General features: G+C 68.8%; 20 protein-coding genes. 7 read left to right on the forward strand and 13 right to left on the reverse strand.

Features of this window, described 5'->3' with window-relative positions:
* Positions 1–271: 271 nt before the first annotated feature.
* On the reverse strand, positions 272–1315 hold the full coding sequence (locus BIX52_RS18875) for an ABC transporter substrate-binding protein (protein ID WP_245803234.1): 1044 nt from the start codon (positions 1313–1315) through the stop codon (positions 272–274).
* A 364-nt stretch (positions 1316–1679) separates the two neighbouring features.
* Positions 1680–2705, reverse strand: a complete 1026-nt coding sequence (locus BIX52_RS18880) for an ABC transporter substrate-binding protein (RefSeq protein ID WP_075222664.1) — start codon at positions 2703–2705, stop codon at positions 1680–1682.
* A gap of 183 nt (positions 2706–2888) precedes the next feature.
* Between BIX52_RS18880 and BIX52_RS18885 the strand changes: the two genes are divergently transcribed.
* On the forward strand, positions 2889–3674 hold the full coding sequence (locus BIX52_RS18885) for an SDR family NAD(P)-dependent oxidoreductase (protein ID WP_075222665.1): 786 nt from the start codon (positions 2889–2891) through the stop codon (positions 3672–3674).
* Between the two features lie 12 nt (positions 3675–3686).
* Here BIX52_RS18885 and BIX52_RS18890 read toward each other — a convergent pair whose 3' ends face one another.
* Genes BIX52_RS18890 through BIX52_RS18900 form a run of 3 tightly spaced genes read right to left on the reverse strand, consistent with a single transcriptional unit; the run spans position 3687 to position 6492 of the window.
* Positions 3687–4556, reverse strand: coding sequence for an MBL fold metallo-hydrolase (locus BIX52_RS18890; RefSeq protein ID WP_075222666.1), 870 nt, complete (start codon positions 4554–4556; stop codon positions 3687–3689).
* Complete coding sequence (locus BIX52_RS18895) at positions 4556–5371, reverse strand: enoyl-CoA hydratase/isomerase family protein (protein WP_245803235.1); 816 nt, start codon at positions 5369–5371, stop codon at positions 4556–4558. The genes BIX52_RS18890 and BIX52_RS18895 overlap by 1 nt, the downstream gene beginning before the upstream one ends.
* Positions 5368–6492 (reverse strand): CaiB/BaiF CoA transferase family protein, encoded by a 1125-nt coding sequence (locus BIX52_RS18900; protein ID WP_075222667.1) that lies wholly within the window; start codon positions 6490–6492, stop codon positions 5368–5370. The genes BIX52_RS18895 and BIX52_RS18900 overlap by 4 nt, the downstream gene beginning before the upstream one ends.
* Positions 6493–6644: 152 nt before the next feature.
* Between BIX52_RS18900 and BIX52_RS18905 the strand changes: the two genes are divergently transcribed.
* Positions 6645–8201 (forward strand): class I adenylate-forming enzyme family protein, encoded by a 1557-nt coding sequence (locus tag BIX52_RS18905; RefSeq protein ID WP_139312815.1) that lies wholly within the window; start codon positions 6645–6647, stop codon positions 8199–8201.
* A gap of 238 nt (positions 8202–8439) precedes the next feature.
* Positions 8440–9468 carry a LacI family DNA-binding transcriptional regulator gene (locus BIX52_RS18910; protein ID WP_075222669.1) on the forward strand — a complete coding sequence of 343 codons (1029 nt, stop codon included), beginning with the start codon at positions 8440–8442 and terminating at the stop codon, positions 9466–9468.
* Positions 9469–9672: 204 nt separating this feature from the next.
* On the opposite strand, the gene BIX52_RS18915 is transcribed toward BIX52_RS18910, so the two are convergent.
* The 8 genes from BIX52_RS18915 to BIX52_RS23740 all read right to left on the reverse strand — a co-directional run bounded on the left by BIX52_RS18915 (position 9673) and on the right by BIX52_RS23740 (position 18092).
* Entirely contained in the window at positions 9673–10953 is a 1281-nt protein-coding gene (locus BIX52_RS18915; RefSeq protein WP_075222670.1) for a TRAP transporter large permease, read from the reverse strand.
* On the reverse strand, positions 10950–11549 hold the full coding sequence (locus tag BIX52_RS18920; RefSeq protein ID WP_139312816.1) for a TRAP transporter small permease: 600 nt from the start codon (positions 11547–11549) through the stop codon (positions 10950–10952). The genes BIX52_RS18915 and BIX52_RS18920 overlap by 4 nt, the downstream gene beginning before the upstream one ends.
* Complete coding sequence (gene dctP / locus BIX52_RS18925) at positions 11533–12555, reverse strand: TRAP transporter substrate-binding protein DctP (protein ID WP_075222672.1); 1023 nt, start codon at positions 12553–12555, stop codon at positions 11533–11535. The genes BIX52_RS18920 and dctP overlap by 17 nt, the downstream gene beginning before the upstream one ends.
* A 53-nt stretch (positions 12556–12608) precedes the next feature.
* Complete coding sequence (locus BIX52_RS18930) at positions 12609–13967, reverse strand: MmgE/PrpD family protein (protein ID WP_075222673.1); 1359 nt, start codon at positions 13965–13967, stop codon at positions 12609–12611.
* Positions 13968–13978: 11 nt separating this feature from the next.
* Entirely contained in the window at positions 13979–15163 is a 1185-nt protein-coding gene (locus BIX52_RS18935) for an acyl-CoA dehydrogenase family protein (RefSeq protein WP_075222763.1), read from the reverse strand.
* 21 nt (positions 15164–15184) lie between these two features.
* Positions 15185–16114, reverse strand: a complete 930-nt coding sequence (locus tag BIX52_RS18940; RefSeq protein ID WP_075222674.1) for a hydroxymethylglutaryl-CoA lyase — start codon at positions 16112–16114, stop codon at positions 15185–15187.
* Positions 16115–16586: 472 nt separating this feature from the next.
* On the reverse strand, positions 16587–16967 hold the full coding sequence (locus tag BIX52_RS18945; protein WP_075222675.1) for a response regulator transcription factor: 381 nt from the start codon (positions 16965–16967) through the stop codon (positions 16587–16589).
* 315 nt (positions 16968–17282) lie between these two features.
* Positions 17283–18092: a helix-turn-helix domain-containing protein gene (locus tag BIX52_RS23740; RefSeq protein WP_075222676.1), complete on the reverse strand. Its 810-nt coding sequence runs from the start codon at positions 18090–18092 to the stop codon at positions 17283–17285.
* Between the two features lie 378 nt (positions 18093–18470).
* Here BIX52_RS23740 and BIX52_RS18955 point away from each other — a divergent pair, with 378 nt between their 5' ends.
* The 4 genes from BIX52_RS18955 to BIX52_RS18970 all read left to right on the forward strand — a co-directional run bounded on the left by BIX52_RS18955 (position 18471) and on the right by BIX52_RS18970 (position 23213).
* Entirely contained in the window at positions 18471–20078 is a 1608-nt protein-coding gene (locus BIX52_RS18955; RefSeq protein ID WP_075222677.1) for an ATP-binding protein, read from the forward strand.
* Between the two features lie 219 nt (positions 20079–20297).
* Positions 20298–20963, forward strand: a complete 666-nt coding sequence (locus tag BIX52_RS18960) for a hydrolase (RefSeq protein WP_245803242.1) — start codon at positions 20298–20300, stop codon at positions 20961–20963.
* A 16-nt stretch (positions 20964–20979) separates the two neighbouring features.
* Complete coding sequence (locus BIX52_RS18965) at positions 20980–21252, forward strand: XapX domain-containing protein (RefSeq protein ID WP_075222679.1); 273 nt, start codon at positions 20980–20982, stop codon at positions 21250–21252.
* Complete coding sequence (locus BIX52_RS18970) at positions 21249–23213, forward strand: amidohydrolase family protein (protein ID WP_075222680.1); 1965 nt, start codon at positions 21249–21251, stop codon at positions 23211–23213. Before BIX52_RS18965 ends, BIX52_RS18970 begins: the two co-directional genes overlap by 4 nt.
* The last annotated feature ends 1 nt before the right edge of the window (position 23214 follow it).

Genomic DNA, 23214 nt, shown 5'->3' on the forward strand with positions numbered 1-23214 from the left:
ATGCAGCGCATGCGAGGCGGCCCCATATGGCGCTCGCTGCGCGTGCCGGCTGTGTCCACTTCCTCGCCCGCCGGTGGGATGCCGCAGCGTCCCGGGCATGGACGAGGAGTATCCGCGCGCCACGTCAGTTCGGGCGGGCGCAAGAGCCGCCGCCTGAACCGACGGCGAGGCGGCCCTTGGCGCTACCCATGAGCCAAGGCCGTTCGGCCGGACGGGCGCGCCGTCACGCCATGTGGGTTTGCGTGCCGGGCGCCCGTGCATCGGGGCCGGCTCAGGACTGGAGCGCGGCCTTGACCTTTTCGGCGACCTCGGCCGGAAGCCAGCCCGTCCAGGTCTCGACGTTGTTCTGCATCCACCACTCGGCCGCTTCGTCGGCGGAGGCGGACTCGTCCTGCATGTAGGCGAGACCGGTCGAGATGGTTTGAGCGTCGAGCGCGTACTTGCCGAGGAACTCGGTGATCGTCGGCGCGGCGTCGCCGAACTCGGAGTTGACGGCGATCGAGACCGAGATGGTCGGATAGGCGGTCGCCTCGGTGTCGGCGGTCACGTCTTCGACGGCCATGGAGTCGAGCGCGGTCCAGGCGGTTTCGTCATAGGCCGGCTCTTCCAGCGGGGTCACCTGATCGCCGATCTTGCCGAGCACCCAGGTCGGGCCCCAGTAGTAGAAGAGGATGGGCTCTTCGCGCAGAATGGCCGCCTCGATCGCCGAGGCGAGCGCGCCGCCCGTACCGGGGCGGAAGTTCGTGTAGCTCTCGGTCAGGCCGTAGGCGCGGAGCTTCTTGGTGTTGATGACCTCGCAGCCCCAGCCGAGGATGCAGTTGTAGAAGCGGCCTTTGCCGGGCTCCTCGGGGTCTTCGAACACGCCGGCATAGTCCGGCAGCTCGGACACGGAGGTGAGACCGGCGGCGGGCGCATCGTCACCCTCGACGAGGTATTTGGGGACGTACCAGGCCTGCGTCGCATCGGGATAGGAGGTGCCGACTTCGCGCACCGTGCCGTCGGCCTCGGCCGCGTCCCAAGCGTCCTTCACGTTGGGGATCCACATTTCCATGGTGATGTCGATGTCACCGCGGATCATGCCGTTCAGCAGCGGGATGGTGGAGCCGGGGATCGACTCGGTGTCGCAACCGTAGCCGTTCTCGAGGATGAAGGCGGCGATGCCGTTGTTGAAGGAGTTGGAGTCCCAGTCGAGTCCGGCGAAGACGACCGGCCGGCCAAGACCATCGCAATCGTCCTGGGCGAGTGCAGCGCTGGAGGTTGCCATCGTCATGGCCGGCGCGGCCATCAGGCCGGCGGCGAGCAGGATCTTTTTCAAACCGTGTCTCCTCATTAGGGGCCCATCACCCGGAGAGGCCGGCTCACGCGAACCCACCGGCAATCATACCAGCGCCCAAACCATCCGGACCACGGACTGTCATCACGAACCATGGCCCCGCGGCAGGGATGCCGAAGGGCGCGCCAAAGTTCATTTGAGGAAGACTATAGAGCGCTGAGGCCCTATGTAAAGTCGTGTACGGCCATAACATTTGCCATGCGGCCGTCCTGCCCTGGCCACGCTGGCTAAAATGCCGGGCGCCCCGGAATTATCTCGCAGCACATGCAGGAGGACGGCAAAACCGCCCCCGTTGTTATTGGTTCGCGCCCCGGCTTCACCAGCACAGCAGCGAGAAATACTTCAGTTACTCGGTGATGGATTTGGAGACCTTTTCAGCAACGTCCGCGGAAACCCAGCTCTTCCAGATGTCGCCATGGTTTTTCAAGAACACCGCCGCGGCCTCGTCGGGCGTGGCATCCTCGTTGCGCATGTAGGCGAGGGCCGCGCTCGTCTCGGCGGCCGTGGTGCCGTAGGCCATGAAAAACTCGCGCAGAGCCGGAGCCGCCGCGGTGAACTCCGTATTGGCGCCGATGACGACGCGCGTCTCGGGATAGGCGGTCGCCTGCGTCGGCGTCTCCGCTTCCATCATCTCATCCCACACTGCTTGATCGAAGGGCGGCTCCTCCAGCTTCACGAAGTCGTACTTGCCGAGGAGCCAGGTGGGCGCCCAATGGTAGAAGAGGACCGGATCCTCACGCAGAACGGCCGACTCCACCGTCGCCGCCAGCGCCGCCCCGGCGCCCGGACGCACGTTGTTGTAGATCTCGTCGAGCCCGTAGGCGGTCAGCTTCTTGGTGTTCACCACCTCGCACTGCCAGCCGATGACGCAGTTGAGAAAGCGCCCCTTCCCCGGCTCTTCCGGATCGGCGAACAGGTCCGCATGGGCGGCGAGGTCGGCAACGGACTTGAGGTCCGGCGCGGCGGCCCCCTCCCCTTCGACGAGATAGCGCGGCACGAACCAGCCCTCGGTCGCGTCGGGGAAGGTGGCGCCGAGCCGCTCGACGGCGCCTTCGGCCTCCGCGTCGAGGAAGGCCTGCGCCGTGTTCGCGGTCCAAACCTCCATCAGGACATCGACGTCGCCGCGGCCCATGCCGGTGTTGAGCACCAGCGTGGTGCCGGGCACGACCTCGGTTTCGCAGCCATAACCGGCTTCGAGGATGGTCTTGGCGACAGCCGTGTGGAAGGCGGCGGAGTCGTAGTCGAGGCCGCCGAAGACGACGGGGCGGTCGAGCCCGCCGCAGGTTTCGTCCTGAGCGGATGCGGGCGCCGCTGCGACGACGGCCAGCGCCACGGCGGCGCCCGTCAGGGTCAAGGTGGCACGCAGTGTCATATGAGGGTCGCCCTTCTGAAACGATCCCGTTCACCCTAACAAGAGGTGAGGGCGCCCTGACAACCCTCCGAAAGGGTCGATCGCGGGCACGGGTCCGGTGAGGCGAGCCCCATGCCGGGATTCCACTGGCGCCGATCTCGTGCCAAGGGCGACGCAGCGAACAACGAGATTAGGGAGGTCGCCATGGCCGAATTCAGCGGGCGCGTCGTCATCGTCACCGGAACCACGGGGATCGGCCGAAGCTGCGCCCTGCGTTTCGCCCGCGCCGGGGCCGCCGTCGCCGCCTTCGGCATCGACGCGCCCAGCATCGACGCGCTCAACGCGCTCGCCGCGGCCGAAGGTCTCACCCTGTCGGCCGCGACCGTCGATGTCGCCGCGCCCGACGCGGTGGCCGCCGGCGTCGCCGAGGTCGCCGAGGAGCACGGCGGGGTCGACATCGTCGTCAACGCGGCCGCCGTGCATCCCTACGGTGACGCGGTGACGACCGAGTTCGACACCTTCACAACCGCAATGCAGGTCAATGTCGGCTCCATCCTGCTGACGGCCAAGCATGCGGTGCCGCACATGCAGCGGCGCGGCGGCGGGGTGATCGTCAACCTCGCAAGCGTGCAGGGCCACAACTGCCAGGCGGGCGTGGCGGCTTATGTCGCCTCGAAGGGCGCCATCCACGCCCTCACGCGCGCGCTCGCCATCGACCATGCGGCGGACGGCATCCGGGTCGTCTCGGTCAGCCCCGGCTCCATCCGCACGCCGATCCTGGAGCTCGCCGCCCGCACCTTCGACGGCGAGGACGCCGACATCGACGCCGTGTTCCAGCGCTTCGGTGCGGCCCACCCGCTGGGGCGCATCGGCGAGCCGGAGGAGGTGGCCGACCTCGTCGCCTTCCTCGCCTCCGACAAGGCCGCCTTCATCAGCGGGTCGGACCACAGGATCGACGGCGCGCTGACCGCGGGGCTCGCGGTGCGCTGAGCCCGCCCGCCCCTAGAGCGTGAAGGCCCAGGGCTCCTGGATCAGCCGGTAGCCCTCGCCGCCCCGCGTCATGCGGGCGAAGCCGGGGAAGTGGACATGCATGCCGCCGACCAACAGCCGATCGGCGATGACCATGTCGAACGTGCGGCGGCGGCTTTCGACGCCGCGCTCCGGCTCCCAGTCGAAGACCATCGCCGCGTCCGGCCGCGGCACCTGAACACCCGGAATGTGCACCGTGTCGCCCCAGACGAGCAGGCTGTCCGCACCTCCGTCGACGAGGTAGCCGGTGTGGCCGGGCGTGTGGCCGGGGATCGGCACCGCGGTCACGCCCGGAAAGACCTCGCCCGCGGCCCAGCGCAGGCGGTCCTTGTAGGGCGCCACCTGAGCCCGGCCCCATTCGAAATAGCGCAGGCGGCGGCGCGCGTCGGTCGCCGCCATCGCCACGTCGTCGTGCCACAGACGGTAGTCCGCCTCGCCCACCACCACCTCGGCGTTGGGGAACTGCGCCGCGCCGGACGGCGTCAGAAGCCCCGCCGAATGGTCCGGATGCATGTGGGTGAGGAGGACGGTGTCGACCTCCTCGGGCGCCACCCCGGCCGCAGCGAGCGAGGCGGGCAGCCATCCGCATGTCGGCCCCATCCGGTCGGACGAGCCGGCGTCGATCAACGCCGTCCGCCCGCCGCTGCGCACCATGAAGACGTTCACCGCCAGGCGCGGCGGGACCGGCTGACAGCCCTTCGTAAGAAGTGCTGCCGCCTCGTCCGCCGACACGGCGTGGAAGATGTCGAGGCCGGAGTCGAGATATCCATCCGACAACGTGGTGACGAGGGCGTCACCCACCCGGTGATGATAGACACCCGGCACCTGCTCCGACGGCAGCATCACCGACCCTTGAAGTTGGCTTTGCGCTTCTCGTTGAAGGCGTTCACACCCTCGTGCCGGTCTTCGGTCGGCACCATGCGGTTATAGGCCTCGATCTCGAAGGCGAGCCCGTCCGACAGGCTCATGTCGAGGCCGCGCCCGATCGACTGCTTGATCTGCCGCACCGAGATCGGCGCGTTCTCGGCAATGCGCGTGGCCGTGGCGATGGCCGCCGGCACCAGCTCGTCCAGCGTGCAGACCTTGTTGACGAAGCCCCACGCCTCGCCCTCGGCCGCGGTGAAGGGCAGGCCCGTGAGCGTGATCTCCTTGGCGCGGCGCGAACCGACCGCGCGGGCGAGGTTCTGCGTTCCGCCTGCGCCGGGCATGATGCCGAGCGTCACTTCGGTCAACGCGAACTTGGCGGTGTCGGCGGCGTAGATGAAGTCGCAGGCCGCGGCGATCTCGCAGCCGCCGCCATAGGCCGCGCCGTTGACCGCGCCGATCACCGGGATCGGGCAGCCAACCAGCGCGCGCACGGTCCGCTCGAAGATCGCGTGCTGGGTCTGCCACGTCTCGTCAGACATGCCGCGGCGCTCTTTGAGGTCGCCGCCCGCACAGAAGGCCTTGTCGCCGCGGCCGGTGATGACGATGGCGCGCGCGCCGTCGGTCGTCACCTGGAAGCGCTCGAACAGGGCCATCAGGTCGAGGCCCATCTGCGTGTTCATGGCGTTGCGGGCGTCCGGCCGGTCGAGCACGACCATGAGGACATGCTCGGCCGGGTGCTCCAGCGTCAGGGTCGTGAAGTCCGGCAGCGCCGGGGGCATCGGGAGCGTCATGCCTTGATCCTTTGATCGTGTTGGCCGAGTGCGGGTGCGGGAATCGTGGCGCGCGGCCGTTGACCATCCATCGTCAGCGGCACGCCCATCAAGGTGAGGCCGTCCGCTTCGACGCTCATTTTCAGCGCCTCGGTCTGCGGATGGCGCGACACGGCGTCCACCGACAGGAGCGGCGAGTTCGGCACGCCCACCTCGTCGAGCGCGGCGGCGAGTTCGTCGAACCCGCGCGCGGCGACGGCATCGGCGATGATGGGAATGAGCCGTTCGCGATGGGTCACACGGCCGGCATTGGTCGCGTAGTCCGGGTCATCGGCCAGGCCGAGCCCGAGCACGCGGCAGAGCTTGGCGAAGAGATTGTCGTTGCCGGCGGCGATCATCATCCAGCCGTCTTTGGTCTGGAAGGCCTGGTAGGGGCAGATCTCGGCGACGCCCGAACCGTAGGGCTTACGCACCTGGCCGTCGGCCTCGTACCCGGCGAGGGGCACGGTCATCCAGGCGAGGCCGGTCTCGAACAGCGAGGTGGTGATGCGCGCGCCCTCGCCCGACTTCTCCCGCGCGAACAGCGCCGCCAGCATGCCGATGACGCTCCACATGCCGGAGCCCATGTCGACCAGCGACACGCCGACGCGCACCGGCGGGCGGTTGCCTTCGCCGGTCACGCTCATGATGCCGGACGTCGCCTGCGCCAGCGGGTCGTAGCCCGGCTTGGCGGCGAGCGGGCCGGCGGCACCGAACGCGCCGAGGTCGCACCAGATGAGGCGCGGCCGCTGGCGGCGGATCTCGTCGGGATCGAAACCGAACTTGTCGAGGATGCCCGGACGCAGGTTCTGGATGACGGCGTCGGCTTCCTCGGTCATGAGGCGGCGCAGGTGTGCCGCGTCGGCCGGGTCGCCCAGGTCGATGGTGATCCCTTCCTTGCCGCGGTTGAGAGCGGCGAAGGCGGACGCCGTATCGTGCCAGAACGGCGGCCCCCAGCCGCGTGCATAGTCCCCCTTGCCGGGGTTTTCGACTTTGATAACGCGCGCGCCGAGATCGGCGAGAATCATTCCCGCGTACGGCGCTGCGACGCTGTGACCGAGCTCGATAACTGTCACGCCGTCGAGCGGCTTTGTGGCGTCCATCCCAAACCTCGTTTCTGGTTGGCCGCACACTAGGGTGGCGTCCGGCGCCGGGTCAATATAACGTTTCATGAGAAAATCGCCGTCCCGACCTGTTCGGTGAAATAACACCGGGGCAGCGCTTGACGCTGCGCCCGAACAAGGGAGATCGCCTCGTGAACCCGATTGCATGGCAAAACGAATGGGCGCCCGCCGCCGCGCGGTTCGCCGACCATGCGGCCGTCGTCGATATGGAAGGCGCGACCACCTATCGTGACATCTTCGCCGCCGCCGCCGGGATCGCAAACGCCCTCGGTGATCTGCCCGCAGGCAGCGTCGTCGCCACCTTGATGCCGAACAGCCGGCACGCGGTCGCCGCAGGCTACGGCGTCGCCCTCGCAGGGCTGACGGAAGCGGCGATCAATCCCGCACTGTCGTCCGACGAGATCATTCACTGCATCAATCTGGCCGGAGCAGCGCGGGTTTTGACCGTCCCCGAGGTGGCCGCCAAGGTCCGCGGCGCCGTGCCGGTGGTCGACCCGCGGGGGCTGGCCTCGATGCCGCTCTCGGCCCTCGCCCCCGTCCCTGTCGCGGCGGATGCGCCGGGGCGGATCATCTTCACCTCCGGCACCACGGGGATGCCGAAGGGCATCGTTCATACCCATGGCGGGCGCTGGCTCGCCAACATCCTGCAGCGCGCCTCGCTGCAGGTCGCGCCGGTTCCGGGCCGCAACGTGCTGCTGATGACGCCCTATTCGCATGGCGCCAGCCTCGTCACCCAGGCCTTCCTCGACGGCGGGGCGACGGTGACACTGCTTCCCGGCATCGACCTGCCGCGAATCACCGAAGCGTTGGAGCAACGCACGCTCGACCAGATCTTCGCCTCGCCCACCGTGCTGACGCGCTTCGTGGATGAGTTCGCCGGCCGCAGGTTCGATCACATCCGCGCGATCTACACGGGGACCGCGCCGCTGTCGTCCGAGCTTTATCATGAGGTCAAGGCGATCTTCGGGCCGGTCGTGCGCCTCACCTACGGCAAGACCGAGGTAGTCAATCCGATCACCGTGCTGACGCCGGAGGAAACCGACGCCTTCTACACCTCGCCCGCGGCGGCGCCGTCCAACTGCGTCGGCTGGCCGGCGAGCGGGGTCGAGGTGGCGTTCGGCGAGGCCGACGAGGGCGACGCCGCGGCGAGCGCCGGACCGGACGCACCGCGCCCGATCCTGTTGCGCGCACAACACATGCTCGCCGCCGAAATCGGGCCGGGCGGCACGAAATATCTCGCGCCCGGCGAATTCCACCGCACCGGCGACCTCGGCTTCATGGACGAGGCGGGCCGTCTGCACCTCTCGGGGCGCGAGGCGGACGTGATCAAGACCGGCGGGTACCGCGTGACCCCGGACGAGATCGAGGCGCTTCTGCGTCCCGCCATGCCGGGCGGCGAACTCGTCATCATTTCATTGCCTTCGCGCGATTGGGGCGAGGTGATCACCGCGGTGGCGGCCGGTGCACCTGCCGGCTGGCAGGACGCGCTCAGCCCCGCGCTGGAGGCGATGACGAAGCACAAGCGCCCGCGCCTCTTCGCCGAACTCGACGCGATCCCGCGCAACGGGCTCGGCAAGATCGTCCGCCGCCGCACGCGCGATGCGGTGCTGGAACACTATACTTTCGTCGACGGGCGCTACCCGGCGCTGACCCTTGCAAGCGAGCCGGCGGATGTTGACAGTGCTTGAGCACGTCGGCACTCTTTCTAATGAAACGTTATACAAGTTCGGGCCAGCGTCTCCCTCGGGACCAACGCAAGGCCCGGCGGAACGGGAGGAAGCGTGCGGCGTTCCGCCCTGCTATGTCACCCCCTCTGTCGACCGAGCCTGCATGAAACCTGCACGTCCGGGTGCGGCCCTGTCCGGCCGTCCATCAGCAGGGGGCGCACAGGCGGGGTAAAGGCTGCAGGCGGGAGAGCAGGACCGGATGAATAAACGGCGCGGTGGACCCACCATCAAGGACGTCGCCGAAGCGGCAGGCGTCTCCATCGGCACCGCCTCGCGCGTCATCAACAAGAAGGCGACGGTGCGGCCCGAGATCCGCACCGCCGTTCTGTCGGCCATCGACAAGTTGAACTATCGCCCGAACGCCGTCGCCCAGTCGATGCGCCGCAATTCCACGCAGCTCATCGGCTGCATCATCCGCGAGATCAACATTCCGTCGCTGGCCGCCTTCGTGCGCGCCACCCACGACGTGCTAGATCAGGCCGGCTACTCCCTCGTCATCTCCAATTCGGAGGGGATCCGCGAGCGCGAGATCGAGCTGATCGACCGGCTGGGGCGCCAACAGACGGACGGGGTGATCCTCGGCCCCTACAGCGCGGTCGACGGTGAGTTCGAGAAGGTGCTGCGCGACTTCGGCAGCCCGATCGTTCTCGTCGACCGCGACACGCCGGCCTGGTGCGATGCCGTGATGGCCGACCACGCCGGCTCGATCGAGGCCGCCACCACCCGGCTGTTGAACCTCGGCCACCGCCGCATCTGCATCCTCACGGGTCAAACCGGGCTCTACCCGGCGCGCGAGCGCGTTCGGGGCTATCGCCGCGCCTTCGAGCGGGCGGGGCTGCCGGTGGACGAGACCTACGTGCGCACCACCGGCTTCCTCGCCAACGAGGGGTTCCGGCACACCTCGTCCATGCTCGGCTCGGCCGTTCCCCCGACGGCGATCATCGCCGGCGGCATCGACATGCTGGCCGGTGTCCTGCGCGCGGTCCGGGTGCGAGGCCTGCGGATCCCGCACGACGTCTCCGTCATCGGGTCAGGCGAATCGGAGCTGGCGGAGCTGCACAGCCCGCCGGTCAGCATTCAGCGCTGGGATCAGGCGGAAATCGGCCAGACCGCCGCTCATCTGCTGCTGCGGCGCATATCCGGCGACCGCACCAGCCCGCCGGAACACGTGCTCCTGCCGGCCGAGTTCGTCGAACGCGGGTCCATCGGCCCGCCCTCGGCAGGCTGAGGAGACGGGACAACCCGTCCACCAAAATCCGGAACTTTGCGCCGCTGACACCGGAGCGGACGGCGTCGCGCCCAGTCCATCGCGGTCCTGCTTTTGCGGAGAGCCGAGCGCACCGCTGACGCACAACATAAAGCGTCCCCGGCGCCATGACGGCGCAGGGGACGAAGTGAGCCGGGCCGGCGCACCGGCCCGGCAGGGGGAAGCTCAGCCCAGAACCAGCGTCGGGAGCCACAGGGACAGGCCCGGCATGACCATCACCGCCAGCAAGAGCAGGGCGATCAGCACGACGAAGGGCCAGATCCCGGCGATCACCTCGGCCAGCGGGGCTTTGGTGATGGAGGACAGGACGAACAGGTTCAGTCCCACCGGCGGCGTCAACAGCGCCAGCTCCATGTTGATCGTCACGATCACGCCGAACTGGATCGGGTTGATCCCGAATTCCGGCAGCAGCGGGATCAAGACCGGCAGCGCGATGAGGAGGACCGAGAAGACCTCCAGGAACATGCCGAGGACGAAGAAGAGCAGCGTCACGAAGACCAGGAAGGTCGCCGCGTTCAGCTCCTGCGCGCGGGCGAAGTCGACGATGGCCGCGGTGGCCCCGCTCTCCGTCACCCAGTGGCCGAAGATCAGCGCCGTGACGATGATGATCATGATCGTCGCCGCGTTGCGCGTGGCGAGCGCGATCAACGGCACCACCCCGGCGATCGACACCGTCCGGTAGCAGATGATGCTGACGAGGATGGCCGCGACCGCCGATAGCGCCGCCGCCTCGGTCACCGTGGCGATGCCGCCATAGATGCCGCCGAGCACGATCACCGGAATGGACAGCGCCGGAAGGGCCCGCAGGTTGGTCGCGACGAAGTCCCCGCGCGACACGGACTGCCCGGCGTTGAAGCGATACCCCTTGCGGCGGGCGTAGAAGATGATCCAGCCCGAGATCAGCAGTGCCTGCAGGATGCCGGGGATGACACCGGCGAGGAACAGGCGCGGCACCGATTCGTCCGCCAGCACCCCGTAGACCACCATGGCGAGGCTGGGCGGGATGAGGATGCCGAGCGTGCCCGAGGATCCGACGATGCCGGCCGCGAACTTGCGCTCATAACCCTCACGCAGCATCGCCGGCACGAGGATGGTGCCCATGGCGAGCGCCGTGGCGACGCTGGAGCCGCACATCGCCGCGAAGATGGTGCAGGCGATGACGCAGACGATGCCGAGCCCGCCGCGCACCTGGCCGACCCAGGACAGCGCCGCGTCGATCAGCGCCTTCGCGACGCCGCCGCGTTCCATGAACGTCGCCGCGACGACGAAGAAGGGCACCGCGATCAAGGTCTGCGAGTTCAGCTCGTCGACGATCTTTTGCGTGACCGCGATCATCGGCGTGTCGGCGACGAACAGCAGCACCGCGGCCGTGACGCCGAGGACGAGGTAGATGGGCAGGCCCAAGATGAGGAGGCCGCCGCCTCCGGCTACGAGTGCGGCATTCATACCGGGTCCTCCTCGGCCATGTCGTTGGGGGCTTTCCAGCCGGCCAGGATGCCGACGACCGCCGCCACGTGGCCGATGGCGATCAGCGCCGCCGATACGGGGAGCGCCGCATAATAGATCCACAAGGGGAAGCGCAGTGCCGTGGCCGACACGTCCCCGAAGTCCCACGCCTCGAAGGCGACGGCATAGCCGTAGCGCGCCAGGAAGACGGCGAAGGCCACGCCGATGACGTTGGCGAGAATCTCAAGGCCCGTCTGCACCACGCGCGGCAGAAGCGTGACGACGAGGTCGGCACGGATATGGCGCCGCTCGCGCGTCACGCGGCCGACCGCCAACAGCACCGCCCACATGACGATATAGACCGTCAATTCTTCGGTGATGTGCGGTGCATATTCGGGCGCGAACCAGCGCAGGACGACGGTGTAGAGCACCAAGGCCAGCGCGCCGCCGACCATCAGCCCCGTGACCCAGACTTCAAGTCCGGTCCAGAAGGTGGCAAAGGCCCGCGCGGCGCGCACGAGCGGTGATGCGCTGCCGCCGCGTTCACGCGCGGCGGCAGCGCCAGGCCCTGAGGCCGCCTCAGTCGATGAGGCCACGCTCTTTCAGCTCTTCCATGGTGAAGGCGACCAGCTCGGGATCAATCTCCATCTCGCTGACCAGGCCGTCCTGCAGCGGCATCAGCTTGCGCCGTGCCTCGGCGAGCGCCTCGTCGGTCGGCGTCGTCATGCCCATGCCTTCGGACACCAGCTTCTCACGCGCGCGAAGCTGCGCGTCGGCGGCCATCTTGCGCTCTTCCGGCACCGTCTCGGCCCACGCCTCGGTGATCGCCGCCTGCACCTCGGGGTCGAGATCGTCCCAGAAGCGCGAGGAGATCATCGGCACATATTGGCTGAACCACTGCTTGTCTTCGAAGGCGTGGGTCAGGCCGGAATCCCACAGCTGCGCGCTGACGATGCTTTCGTGCGTGGAGGACACCGCGTCGACCACGTTGGACGACAGCGCCAGCGGCACGTCCGGCCATGCGATCATGTTCGGAACGCCGCCGAAGCCTTCGACGCGCGTGGCATTGGCCGTGCCGCCGGAGATGCGGACCTTGAGGTTCTGCATGTCGGCGTGCGTCTCGATCGGCGCACCAGTGGAGTAGTAGTTCGAGAAGCCGAGGTTGAACCACGGACCGGGGATGTGGACCCGCAGACGCTCTTCGGCGGTGGCGTTGATCTTCGCGCCGACCTCGCCGTCCATCAGCTCCAGAGTGACCTCTTCGGGAAGGCCGTAGAACATCGGCAGGGAGGAGAGGCCGAAGCTCGGAACGGTGCCGTCGAGCACCCAGGTGCCGGGAATGGCCATCTCGACAGCGCCCTGGCGCAGCGCGCGCGCCACGTCACGGTCGCGGTAGAGCTGAGCCGACGGGTAGACCTCGACGGTGAGCTTGTCGCCGGCCTTCTCGCGCAGCTTCTCGGCGAAGATCTCCACCGCCTTGTTGCGCACGTGGCTGGGGTTCGTGTCGAGCGAGATCCGCATCGTCTGCTGCGCGGCGGCGGGTCCGGCGAGGCCAAGCCCGAGGGCAAAGGCCGCGGTGATGCGGACAATCGGTAACGTCATGGAATTTCCTCCGGTTTATCGTTCCCCTGCCTCTGTGGGCAGGTATCTCGGTGTCAGTGGGGCGTCGCCAGCGGCAGGTCGCGCAGGGACGCAAGGTCGGCGATGTTGAGGAGCGTCGTGCACAGCGTCTCCGCTTCGGCGGCCGACATGCGGCGCGTGGCGCAGTCCATGAACTTCGCGCGCAGCTCCGTCTCGGTCAGGCGGCGCTCCCAGCTTCCCTTCGCGTGGGCCACCGGGTCGACCTCGAACCGCTTGCCGCCGGCCATCACGGTGACCGAATCGGTGGGGGCGAAGGCGGTGCCGGGGGCTTCCTTGTCGCCGACGGAGCAGACGACCTTCTCCATCGCCGCCATCACCTCGGGCCGGTTGACGAACTCGTCCGTCAGTTCCGACAGGCCGACGCGGCGGGCGACCAGCGCGGACGCCATGGCGAATTCCATCGAGAATTTCGCCTCCAGCCCGGTCTTGGGCTGGTGATTGCGCAGGGTGACGAGCGCGGTGTTGCCCGCCTTCACCTGCACCTCGTCGATATCGTCCGGCGTCAGGCCGTTCGTCTCGACGATTTCGAGCATGGCGTCGATCGCGCGGTGGGCGAAGTAGCACACCGGGTAGCGCTTCACGTTGACGCCGAGGTCCGGCAGCCGCCACTTTTCGCCGAGGGCGTGGTCCTTCTCGGCAAGGTCGGGCGTGCCGGAGGGGGAGTGCGCGCGCATGAAGCCGGTCTGGTGCTCCAGCGCGTCGGGCGAGCCGGTGAAGCCGTCCTTGGCGAGACGGGCGGCGATCACGCCCGCCTGCGCCGCGCGGCCGGCGTGCAGCGGCTTCGTCATCGTGCCGAAGTTGGCGACGAGGCCGGACGCCAGCGATGCGCCGATGGCGATGGCGTTGGCCGTCTGCTCGGCGCTGAGCTTGTTGAGGTGGGCGCAGGCGGCGGCGGTGGCGATGGCGCCCCAGGCCGCGGTCGGGTGGAAGCCGCGCTCGTGCAACTGGCCGGGCTCGAGCTCCTTCAGAAGCGCCCAGATCTCGTAACCGATCACGTAGGCGTTCAGCGCATCGCGGCCGGACGAGCCGAGCGCCCAGCCTTCGGCGAGGATCGCCGGGGCGAGCACCACGGACGTGTGGCCGTCCATCGCCACGTCGTCATAGTCGAGCGCGTGGCCGGCGACGCCGTTGACGAAGGCGGCGTCCTGCGCGCTGAGATTGCGGCCCGACGGGATCTGCGGCGCGCCGGTGTTGGCGGTCGACGTCTCGACGAGACGCGCGGCGATCTGCGCGCACGGCTCGTTGGAGCCTGCGATCATGACGCCGACGCAATCGGCGATGCCGATGATCGCCGCATCGAGCGCGGCGTCCGGCACGTCGGTCAGCGGATAGTTGGCCGCGAAGGCGGCCGTTTGGCGGGTCAATCCGTCCATGGCGAAACCTCTCAGTAGGAGCGCGGCAGGCCGAGCACTTTGGTGCTCAGGAACGCGAGGATCATGTTCGAGGAAATGGGCGCGGTCTGGTAGAGCCGGGCCTCACGCCATTTGCGCTCGACGTCGTATTCCTTGGCGAAGCCGAAGCCGCCGTGGACCATCAGCGCCGCTTCGGCCGCCTGCCAGGTGGCCTCGGAGGCGAGGAGCTTCGCCATGTTGGCGTCCGCACCGCAGGGCTGGCCGGCCTCGAACAGAGCGGCGGCGCGGCGGGACATCATCTCGGCCGCCTCGAGCGAGGCGTAGGCGCGGGCGAGCGGGAACTGCACGCCCTGGTTCTGGCCGATGGCACGGCCGAACACGTTGCGCTCGTTGGCGTAGGAGACACCCTTGTTGAGGAGCCACTTGCCGTCGCCGATGCACTCCTGCGCCACGAGGATGCGCTCCGCGTTCATCCCGTCGAGGATGTACTTGAAGCCCTTGCCCTCTTCGCCGATGAGGTTTTCGGCGGGCACCTCGAGATTGTCGAAGAACACCTCGGTGGTGTTGTGGTTGATCAGCGCGTCGATCGGCTTGATCTCGCAGCCGTTGCCCTTCGCCTCGCGCAGGTCGACGAGGAAGACGGACAGCCCGTCCGTGCGCTTCTGGCACTCGGCGGCGGGCGTCGTGCGGGCCAGCAGCAGCATCAGGTCGGAATACAGAGCGCGCGAGGTCCAGACCTTCTGGCCGTTGACGATGTATTTATCGCCCTTGCGCTCGGCGCGGGTCTTGAGCTGCGTGGTGTCGGAGCCGGTGGTCGGCTCGGTCACGCCGAAGGCCTGCAACCGCAGCTCGCCCGAGGCGATGCCGGGAAGATAGCGCTGCTTCTGCTCCTCGCTGCCGTGACGCAGCAGGGTGCCCATGATGTACATCTGCGCGTGCGCCGGGCTCGCGGTGCAGCCGGAGGCGTTGATCTCTTCGAGGATCACCGCGGCGGCGCGCAGCGGCAGGCCCGAGCCGCCGTATTCTTCCGGGATCAGCGCGCCAAGGAAGCCGCCCTCGGTCAGCGCCTTCACGAACTCGGACGGGTAGGACGAGGTCTCTTCGAGCTTGCGCCAGTAGGCGGGCGGGAAGTCCTCGCAGATGCGGCGGACGGCTTCGCGCAGATCGCCGAAGTCCTCGCCGAGGGCGACCGTCACTTCCGACAGGTCGGTGGGCATCATGTTCATGGCGGGCTCTCCTCAGGCGGCCTGGCGGTGGTGGGTGGCGAAGGTCTTCGGCAGGCCCGACTGGGCGATCTGACCCGTCACCCGCTCGTCCGGCAACCACCCCGCGACGGTGTGCTGCAGCTCGACCAGCGCCTCGATGTCGATGCCGGTGGCAAATCCCATCGCCTCGGCGAGGAATGCGGCGTCTTCCAGGTTGATGTTGCCCGATGCGCCGGGCGCGAAGGGGCAGCCGCCGAGGCCGCCGATGGACGCATCGAACCTGCGCACGCCCACCTCCAGCGCGGCCGCCATGTTGGCAAGGCCGAGCCCGCGGGTGTCATGCAGGTGCAGCAGCACCGGGATGTCCCCCACTTCCTTCATGACGCCGGTCAAGATGCGCTTCATCTGAGCCGGATTGGCGTAGCCCACGGTGTCGGCCACGATGATCTCGTCCGCGCCGAGGCCGACGAGCTCGCCGGCGATCTCGAACACGCGCGCTTCGGGAACCTCACCCTGGATGGTGCAGCCGAAGGCCGTGGCGATGCCGGCGGCGAGGATCGTCTTGGGCGCCTTCTCGTTGCGCAGCTCCACGATGCGGCCGAAATCGTCGATCGAGGCCTGAGTGGAGCGGCGGATGTTGGCGAGGTTGTGCTCCTCGCTCGCCGAGAGGACGTAGTTCATCTTCGGGATGCCGAGGTCGAATCCGCGCTCGGCGCCGCGGCCGTTGGGGATCAGCGCCGACGGAAGATAGCCGGGGATCGACAGGGTTCCTGCGGTGACCGCCTCGGCGTCGGCGAACTGGGGCGCGATCTTGGCGGGGACGAGGGAGGTGATCTCCACCTCCGGCACGCCCGCGGCGACGACGCGGCGGCACCACTCGATCTTCTGCTCGGTCGGCACGATGGATTTGACCAGCTGCAAACCATCGCGCAGGCCGACATCGCGCAAGATAACGTTTTCCATGCCCTCTCCTATCGCTGCACGACACGGGATTTGGAAGCGCCCCACCGTCGACAGGCCGCCGTGGCCTTTCGGTGATGTTCCCCGAACGGGAAATTCCGGCGAACTCCGCTGTTGTTGGTCACAGCGGGGAGTTGGCCGGGGCGCACTCGCGAACGTGCAGCGTCTTGATCTTCTTTCCTCGACGGTAGGTCCCGGGCCGCGCCGTGTCAATAAAACGTTTCATATCGCGCTCCTATGGCACGATTCGAACACGCTGCAGGCATCGCGTAGATTTAAGTGATTGAAAGGACGGGGAAAGCGCAAATAGGTGCCGAGACACCTGGACAAAGGGTGCGATCCGCTCAGCCACTCGCCTCCGTGCGTCGCGTTGCCCCAGAGGACTTCGGCCTCCTGCGGCCGCTCCGGGCCGCCCGGCGCGGCCTTTGACGGCGCTGAATGCGCGCGGGGCGAGGAGGGCAGGACGGCGCCGATCTCAATGCGTCGGTGCGCGGCCCAAGGCGGTCTCGAGACAGGCGATGATAGCCCGGTCCTGCACCGGCTTCTCCAACACGCACAAAGCCCCGCCTCGCAATGCCCGGCGACGCACCTGCTCGTCCCCGTACGAGGTGACGAAGATGATCGGCGGTGCACTCTTCTCACAAGCGAGGCGGCGTTGCAGATCGAGCCCGTTCATGCCGGGCATCTGAACATCCAGGATGAGGCAGGCGAGACCGCCGAGGTCGGACGCGCCGAGATAGTCGTCCGCCGTCGCGAAGACCGCGGCGCGGTAGCCCAGCGAGCCGACGAGATCCCGCAACGCCTCGCGCATGGATGCGTCGTCGTCGACGATGGCGACAAGCGGGGGAGCTGACATCAATCGAGGCCTTTTCGGCAGAAGGAACACCGCTCAGGATGTGCCAGCCGGTCCCCTCCAGCCCAATTGATATTCATGTATAGGTCGGCGGAGGCGCAAACATGGGACAGCCCTTCGCCGCAGCCGCCTTTCGGATCAATGAGGTAGGCAGGCTGGCCCCACCTTGCCCATCGACTGGCGGCCGCGCGGGGCTCGGGTGATCGCGGTCCCGTCTAGCTCAAAGGCAATCGCGCGGTGGGCCGACGGGTGAGCGACGGCGCCGACGGCCGCCGCCGCCCGTCACTCGGCGCCATACCCGCCCGGATGGCGGCCGGGTCAGTGACGTTGCATCCGCGACCGGCGCCAGCGAAAGGGCGTCTCCCGCACGCGGCGCTTGAAGACCGTGGTGAAGTGAGACTGAGTCTGAAATCCCACGCTGAACGCCACTTCGGCGATCGGCATGTCGGTCGCCGACAAGAGCTCGCACGCGCGGTCGATCCGCCTGTCGACCAGGTATTCGTGCGGACGCACCCCCGTCGCGGCCCGGAACTGCGCCGCGAAGTGCATGCGGCTGAGCCCCGCCGCGGCCGCCATGTCGGCCAGGCCGATGGTTTCGCCGAGGTTGGCGTCGACATATCGCCGCACTTTCTCGAGCCGCCACTTCAGCAGCCCTCCACGCGGCTCACTGGCCTCAGGGGCGGGCAGCTTCAGCGCCGCCAACCGCGACACCATCGCCAGGCAGAGGGCGTCGCGACACACTGGCACATGCGCCCCGTCCATCACCGCGATGGCATCGAGCGCACCGGCCAGCTCCGCGATCACCGGGTCGACCGCGGACGACGCCTTAGGCCCGGCTGAGCGCTCACGGCCGACCGCCGTGTCGGCCGCCGGCGCCCCGTCCGCAGAGGTCACCAGAACGCTCGCCTGCGCCGGTGAGGTGCGCCCCTTCGCGACCGTCAGCATGGTGGATTGCATCTCGTCGGCCTCGGTGTCCTCGGCCATCGCCACGGAGGCCGTGAGGTCGAGGGCGCGCAGCACCAGCGTCAAGGCCGCGGGGCCCGCTGCGGACCGGCTCGCGGCCACCGCACGCCCCATGATCGATGCCATCTGGTCATGGGTGAGATCGAACCCGGCGGTGTCGGACATCGTGACGTTCCTGATCAATGTTTCGGACCGCGGAAAAGTCTACGGATCGCCTCGCCGATGGGCACTTATACGAAGGTTTTCGTCCGGCATCTGATGGGCGCGCCCGACCTATACAGCCCGCTGGAGGCCCCACCGCCGCCCGGATCCACCGCGCAAGGACTAACGCGCACGGACAGGGCGCTTGGCAGGCGGCGCAGGACAAGCAGCGCAGGGACGCGCGGCCTCCTCCCCCGCCCCCCGGACCCGGACGGCGCCACCGCAGCACCGCGAGCGGACGGCGACGCGGGCCGCCGCCTCACCCGCCCCACTTGCTGCGGCGGGCCTCCACCCCCTATCCCTTGAGGCGAGGCACAAGACGATTGCCGGAGGGGGACGCGCTTGGACGACGCGGGCCGGGGATCCATCTCACTCATCAGCGTGCCGTCACGCCCGGCAGACCGGCGCCTTGCCGCCGTCGTCGGCACCGGCCTCGCCGTCGCCCTCGCCGTCTCGCTCGCAATGCCCCCTGCCGCTCTGGAGGGAAGCGAGGCGCTGCTGCCGGCCTACGCCGCGGCCCTCTTCATCAACGAGCTCATCACCTTCACGCTGCTGTCGGCGATCGCGCTGGTCGAGCGGTCCCGCGCCGTGGTCATTTTGGCGACCGGCTATCTCTTCGGCAGCCTCGCCACCATCCCTTGGGTGCTGTCCTTCCCCGGCGCCTTCCCGCTCATCGGCCTGGACGCGGGGCTTCAGGGCACCGCCGTCATCGCCGCGACGACGCGCATCGGCTTCCCCTGCTTCGTCCTCGCCTACGCATTGCTGCGCCGCCGCCCTCCTGCACCGCACGGCGTGGAGCGGGCCGTCGTCATCGCGGTCGTCCTCGTCGCCGTCTTGGTGGCCTTCCTCACCGCACTCATCGTCGACGCCAAGACCGAGCTGCCCTCGCTGATGCGCGACACGCGCAACGTCACGGTGCTCTGGCATGTGGTGCCGCCCATGGCGCTCGCCCTCTATGGCGCGGCCATCGCCGCCCTGTGGCGCGGGCCGCGCAGCATCCTCGACTGTTGGCTGATGGTGGTGGTGGCCACGCTCGCCGCCGAACTCGTGATCCTGTCCTATGTCAGCGGCGGCGTGCGGCTCAGCGGCGGATGGTGGACAGGGCGCATCTGCGGATTGATCTCCGCCAGTATCGTCCTTTTCGTCCTCATCTCCTCCACCACCGCGCTTTATGCCCGCCTCGCCCGCACCCTCCTCGACGAGCGGCAGACCCGTGCCAACCGCCTCATCGAGATGCGTGCCCTCACCGCCGCCATCGCTCACGAGGTGAACCAGCCGCTCGCCGGCATCGTCACCAACGCCGATGCGGCGCTGCGCTGGCTGCGGCGCGGCGCACCCGATCTCGGCGAGGCGGAGGCCGCCCTTCAGCGCATCGCCAGGGACGGCCACCGCACCAGCCGGCTGGTGCACGACATCCGCGCCCTCATCCGCAGCGACATGGCCGAGCACGCGCCGCTCGACCTCAATGACGTCATTCTCGCCGTTGCCGCCGCGCGCCGCGATGAGGCCCGCCGCCGCGGCGTCACGCTCGGCCTTTACCTCGGCGACGCGCCGATGGTCGGCGCCGGGCGCCTGCAGATGGAGATCGTCATCGACAATCTCCTGACCAACGGGCTCGATGCCGCGGCCGCGCAGGGCGGGCCGCAGCAGTCCGTCACCGTCACCACGCGGCGCAACAAGGCGGGCGATGCGGACGTGTCGGTCACCGACTCCGGCCCTGGGATCGACGCCGCCGTACGCGCGCGGATCTTCGACCCATTCGTGACCACGAAGCCGGGCGGCATGGGGATGGGACTCATGATCTGCCGGTCGATCGTCGAGACGAGCGGCGGGCAGATCGCCGCCGAGGACGTCACCCCGCGCGGCACGTCGATCCGCTTCACGCTGCCGCCGGCGCCCGCCACGGCGCACGACGGGGCCGCCACGCACGACGGGGCCGACGCGGGCTGAGCCGCCGCACCCGTCCGGGCGCGATACCGAGGTATAGTTGCTGCCAACCCTTGCGGCGGGTCAACTAAGGCCAACGCCGCTCACGGCCGCGCAGCAACGGCCCGCTGAAACGGTTCTTTCGCCCTTCGCCTGACACCGGCGCATCCGCGTGGCCCCCCGCCGCGCGGGACGGCCATCCTTTTGCGTCACGCAGTCAACACGGTGGACACGCTCATGAGCATCACGGCAACCGCGACCCCCGGCAAAGGTCTCCTGACCCCGGCCGACCACACCCTCATCATGATCGACTTCCAGTCGCAGATGGCGTTCGCGACGCATTCGATCGACGCCACGATTCTGCGCAACAATGCCGGCCTCGTCGCCAAGGCCGCGGCGGGCTTCGGCGTGTCGACCGTCCTCACCACGGTGGCCGAGAAGAGCTTCTCCGGGCCGATGTTCGCCGAGGTCACCGCGCCCTTCCCCGGCCTCAGCCTCCTCGACAGAACGTCGATGAACACGTGGGAGGATGCCGCCGTCATCGACGCCGTCAACGCCATCGGCAAGACGCGGATCGTGCTGGCCGGCCTGTGGACGTCGGTCTGCATCGTCGGCCCGGCCTTGTCGGCGCTCGACCAGGGGTTCGAGGTCTACGTGATCGCCGACGCTTGCGGCGACGTGAGCACCGAGGCGCACGAGCGGGCGATGGAGCGCATGGTTCAGGCCGGGGCGCGGCCGATGACGTCGGTGCAATATCTGCTGGAGCTGCAGCGCGACTGGGCCCGCACCGCGACCTACGACATGACCACCGGCATCGCCAAGGAGAGCGCGGGCGCCTATGGCCTCGGCATCATCTACGCCAAGACGATGTTCGGGGCGAGCGAAGGCCACAGCGCCGCCGCCGAATAGACCCGGAGCGGCGGCGATGAAGCCCTATCTCCTGTCCCTCGGCGCCGGGCTCGTCGTCGGCGTCGTCTACAGCCTGTTCGGCGTGCGCTCGCCTGCGCCACCGGTGATCGCCCTCGTCGGCCTGCTCGGCATTTTGGTGGGCGAGCAAATGCTGCCCGTCGCGCGGCATCTGTTGGGCGACCGGCCCGCCGCGCAGGGCCTCAGCGGCTCCGCCCGGCACATCTTCGGGCGCCTTCCGACGCATCACGAACCGGCCCCGCACCCGCACCACGAGGACCGCCGCGCATGACCGCCCTCACCCGGCGCGCGGTGCTGGCGGGGTCCGCCTCGCTCGCCGCAGCGCCCGCGTTCGCACGGAGTACCGATCCTATGACGATGACTCCCAACCAGCCAACCGAGCTTCTACTCGTCAACGCCAAGGTGACGACGCTGGACCGCGCCACTCCCGCCGCCGACGCCGTGCTGGTGCGGGACGGGCGCATCGCCGCCGTGGGTGCCGAAGGGGCGGTTCGTGCCGCAGCCGCGCCGGGTGTGCGCGTCGTCGACCTCGGCGGGCGGCGGGTCATCCCGGGCCTCATCGACAGCCACCTGCACCTCATCCGCGGCGGGCTGAACTACAACATGGAGCTGCGGTGGGACGGCGTGCCGACGCTGGCCGACGCCATGGCCATGCTGAAGCGCCAGGCCGCATCGACCCCGCCGCCCCAATGGGTGCGCGTCGTCGGCGGCTTCACCGCGCACCAGTTCGCCGAGAAGCGGCTGCCGACGCTTGACGAGATCAACGCCGCCGCACCCGATACGCCGGTCTTCATCCTCCACCTCTACGACCGCGCCCTCCTCAACGCCGCCGCGCTCAGGGCCGTCGGCTACACGAAGGACACGCCCGATCCGCCCGGCGGCATCATCGCCCGTGATGCGGCGGGCAACCCGACCGGCCTTTTGATCGCCAGCCCCAACGCCACGATCCTCTATGCGACGCTGGCCAAGGGGCCGAAGCTGCCGCCGGATTACCAGAAGAACTCGACCCGCCATTTCATGCGCGAATTGAACCGGCTCGGCATCACCAGCGTGATCGACGCGGGGGGCGGTTTCCAGAACTATCCCGACGATTACGAGATCATCGAGGAGCTGCACCGGGACGGCGAATTGACGGTCCGCATCGCCTACAACCTCTTCACCCAGAAGCCGAAGGAGGAGCTGGCCGACTTCGCCGGATGGGTGAAAACGGTGAGCCCCGGCCGGGGCGACGACCTCTACCGCCACAACGGCGCGGGCGAGATGCTGGTCTACACCGCCGCCGACTTCGAGGATTTCCGCGTGGAGCGGCCGGATATGCCGCCCTCCATGGAGGCCGACCTTGAACCCGTCGTGCGCCTGCTGGCGGAAAACCGCTGGCCCTGGCGGCTCCATGCGACCTACGACGAGACCATCGGCCGCGCGCTCGACGTGTTCGAGAAGGTCAACGCCGACGTGCCGCTGACCGGCCTCAACTGGTTCTTCGACCATGCCGAGACCGTCTCCGACCGCAACATCGACCGGATCGCGGCGCTGGGCGGCGGCATCGCCGTGCAGCACCGCATGGCCTATCAGGGCGAGGATTTCATCGCCCGTTATGGCGAGCGGGCGGCCGAGCGCACCCCGCCGATCGGCCGCATGCTGGCCGCGGGCGTCCCCGTCGGCGCGGGTACGGACGCGACGCGGGTCGCTTCGTACAATCCGTGGGTGTCGCTGTCGTGGCTGGTGACGGGGCGCACGGTGGGCGGCACCGCGCTCTACCCCGCCGCCAACCGGCTGGACCGGCACGAGGCGCTGCGCCTGTGGACCGACGCGAATACATGGTTCTCCGCCGAGACGGGCAAGAAGGGCCGCCTCGCGCCCGGCATGCTCGCCGATCTGGTGGTGCTGTCGGACGACTATTTCACCGTGCCCGAGGGTGACATCGCCGGGATCACCGCGGTCCTCACCATGCTCGGCGGGCGGATCGTCCACGGCAGCGGCGACTTTGCGGGCGAAGCGCCGGACCTGCCGCCCGCGATGCCGGACTGGTCCCCGGTGAAGACGTTCGGCGGCTATCACCAGCGGGCCGCGGCGGCCACGCTGCCGGCCACTGTGGCGGCCACCGCGTGCGGCTGCGCCAGCGCGTGCGGCGTTCACGGCCATGCCCATGCGGAGGCCTGGGGCGCGCCGGTCCCGGCGGGGGATCGCGGCTCCTTCTGGGGCGCGCTCGGCTGCTCCTGCTGGGCCTTCTGAG

Source organism: Acuticoccus yangtzensis (assembly GCF_001927245.1).
GTDB lineage: Bacteria > Pseudomonadota > Alphaproteobacteria > Rhizobiales > Amorphaceae > Acuticoccus > Acuticoccus yangtzensis.

Excerpts from the sequence above, each read along its gene's own strand:
- BIX52_RS18880 (WP_075222664.1), bottom strand. The coding sequence starts at position 2,705 with ATGACACTGCGTGCCACCTTGACCCTGACGGGCGCCGCCGTGGCGCTG.
- BIX52_RS18895 (WP_245803235.1), bottom strand. The coding sequence starts at position 5,371 with ATGACGCTCCCGATGCCCCCGGCGCTGCCGGACTTCACGACCCTGACG.
- BIX52_RS18970 (WP_075222680.1), top strand. The coding sequence starts at position 21,249 with ATGACCGCCCTCACCCGGCGCGCGGTGCTGGCGGGGTCCGCCTCGCTC.
- dctP (WP_075222672.1), bottom strand. The coding sequence starts at position 12,555 with ATGACGTTACCGATTGTCCGCATCACCGCGGCCTTTGCCCTCGGGCTT.
- BIX52_RS18885 (WP_075222665.1), top strand. The coding sequence starts at position 2,889 with ATGGCCGAATTCAGCGGGCGCGTCGTCATCGTCACCGGAACCACGGGG.
- BIX52_RS18910 (WP_075222669.1), top strand. The coding sequence starts at position 8,440 with ATGAATAAACGGCGCGGTGGACCCACCATCAAGGACGTCGCCGAAGCG.
- BIX52_RS18915 (WP_075222670.1), bottom strand. The coding sequence starts at position 10,953 with ATGAATGCCGCACTCGTAGCCGGAGGCGGCGGCCTCCTCATCTTGGGC.
- BIX52_RS18890 (WP_075222666.1), bottom strand. The coding sequence starts at position 4,556 with ATGCTGCCGTCGGAGCAGGTGCCGGGTGTCTATCATCACCGGGTGGGT.
- BIX52_RS18940 (WP_075222674.1), bottom strand. The coding sequence starts at position 16,114 with ATGGAAAACGTTATCTTGCGCGATGTCGGCCTGCGCGATGGTTTGCAG.
- BIX52_RS18965 (WP_075222679.1), top strand. The coding sequence starts at position 20,980 with ATGAAGCCCTATCTCCTGTCCCTCGGCGCCGGGCTCGTCGTCGGCGTC.
- BIX52_RS18945 (WP_075222675.1), bottom strand. The coding sequence starts at position 16,967 with ATGTCAGCTCCCCCGCTTGTCGCCATCGTCGACGACGACGCATCCATG.
- BIX52_RS18935 (WP_075222763.1), bottom strand. The coding sequence starts at position 15,163 with ATGCCCACCGACCTGTCGGAAGTGACGGTCGCCCTCGGCGAGGACTTC.
- BIX52_RS18900 (WP_075222667.1), bottom strand. The coding sequence starts at position 6,492 with ATGGACGCCACAAAGCCGCTCGACGGCGTGACAGTTATCGAGCTCGGT.
- BIX52_RS18930 (WP_075222673.1), bottom strand. The coding sequence starts at position 13,967 with ATGGACGGATTGACCCGCCAAACGGCCGCCTTCGCGGCCAACTATCCG.
- BIX52_RS23740 (WP_075222676.1), bottom strand. The coding sequence starts at position 18,092 with ATGTCCGACACCGCCGGGTTCGATCTCACCCATGACCAGATGGCATCG.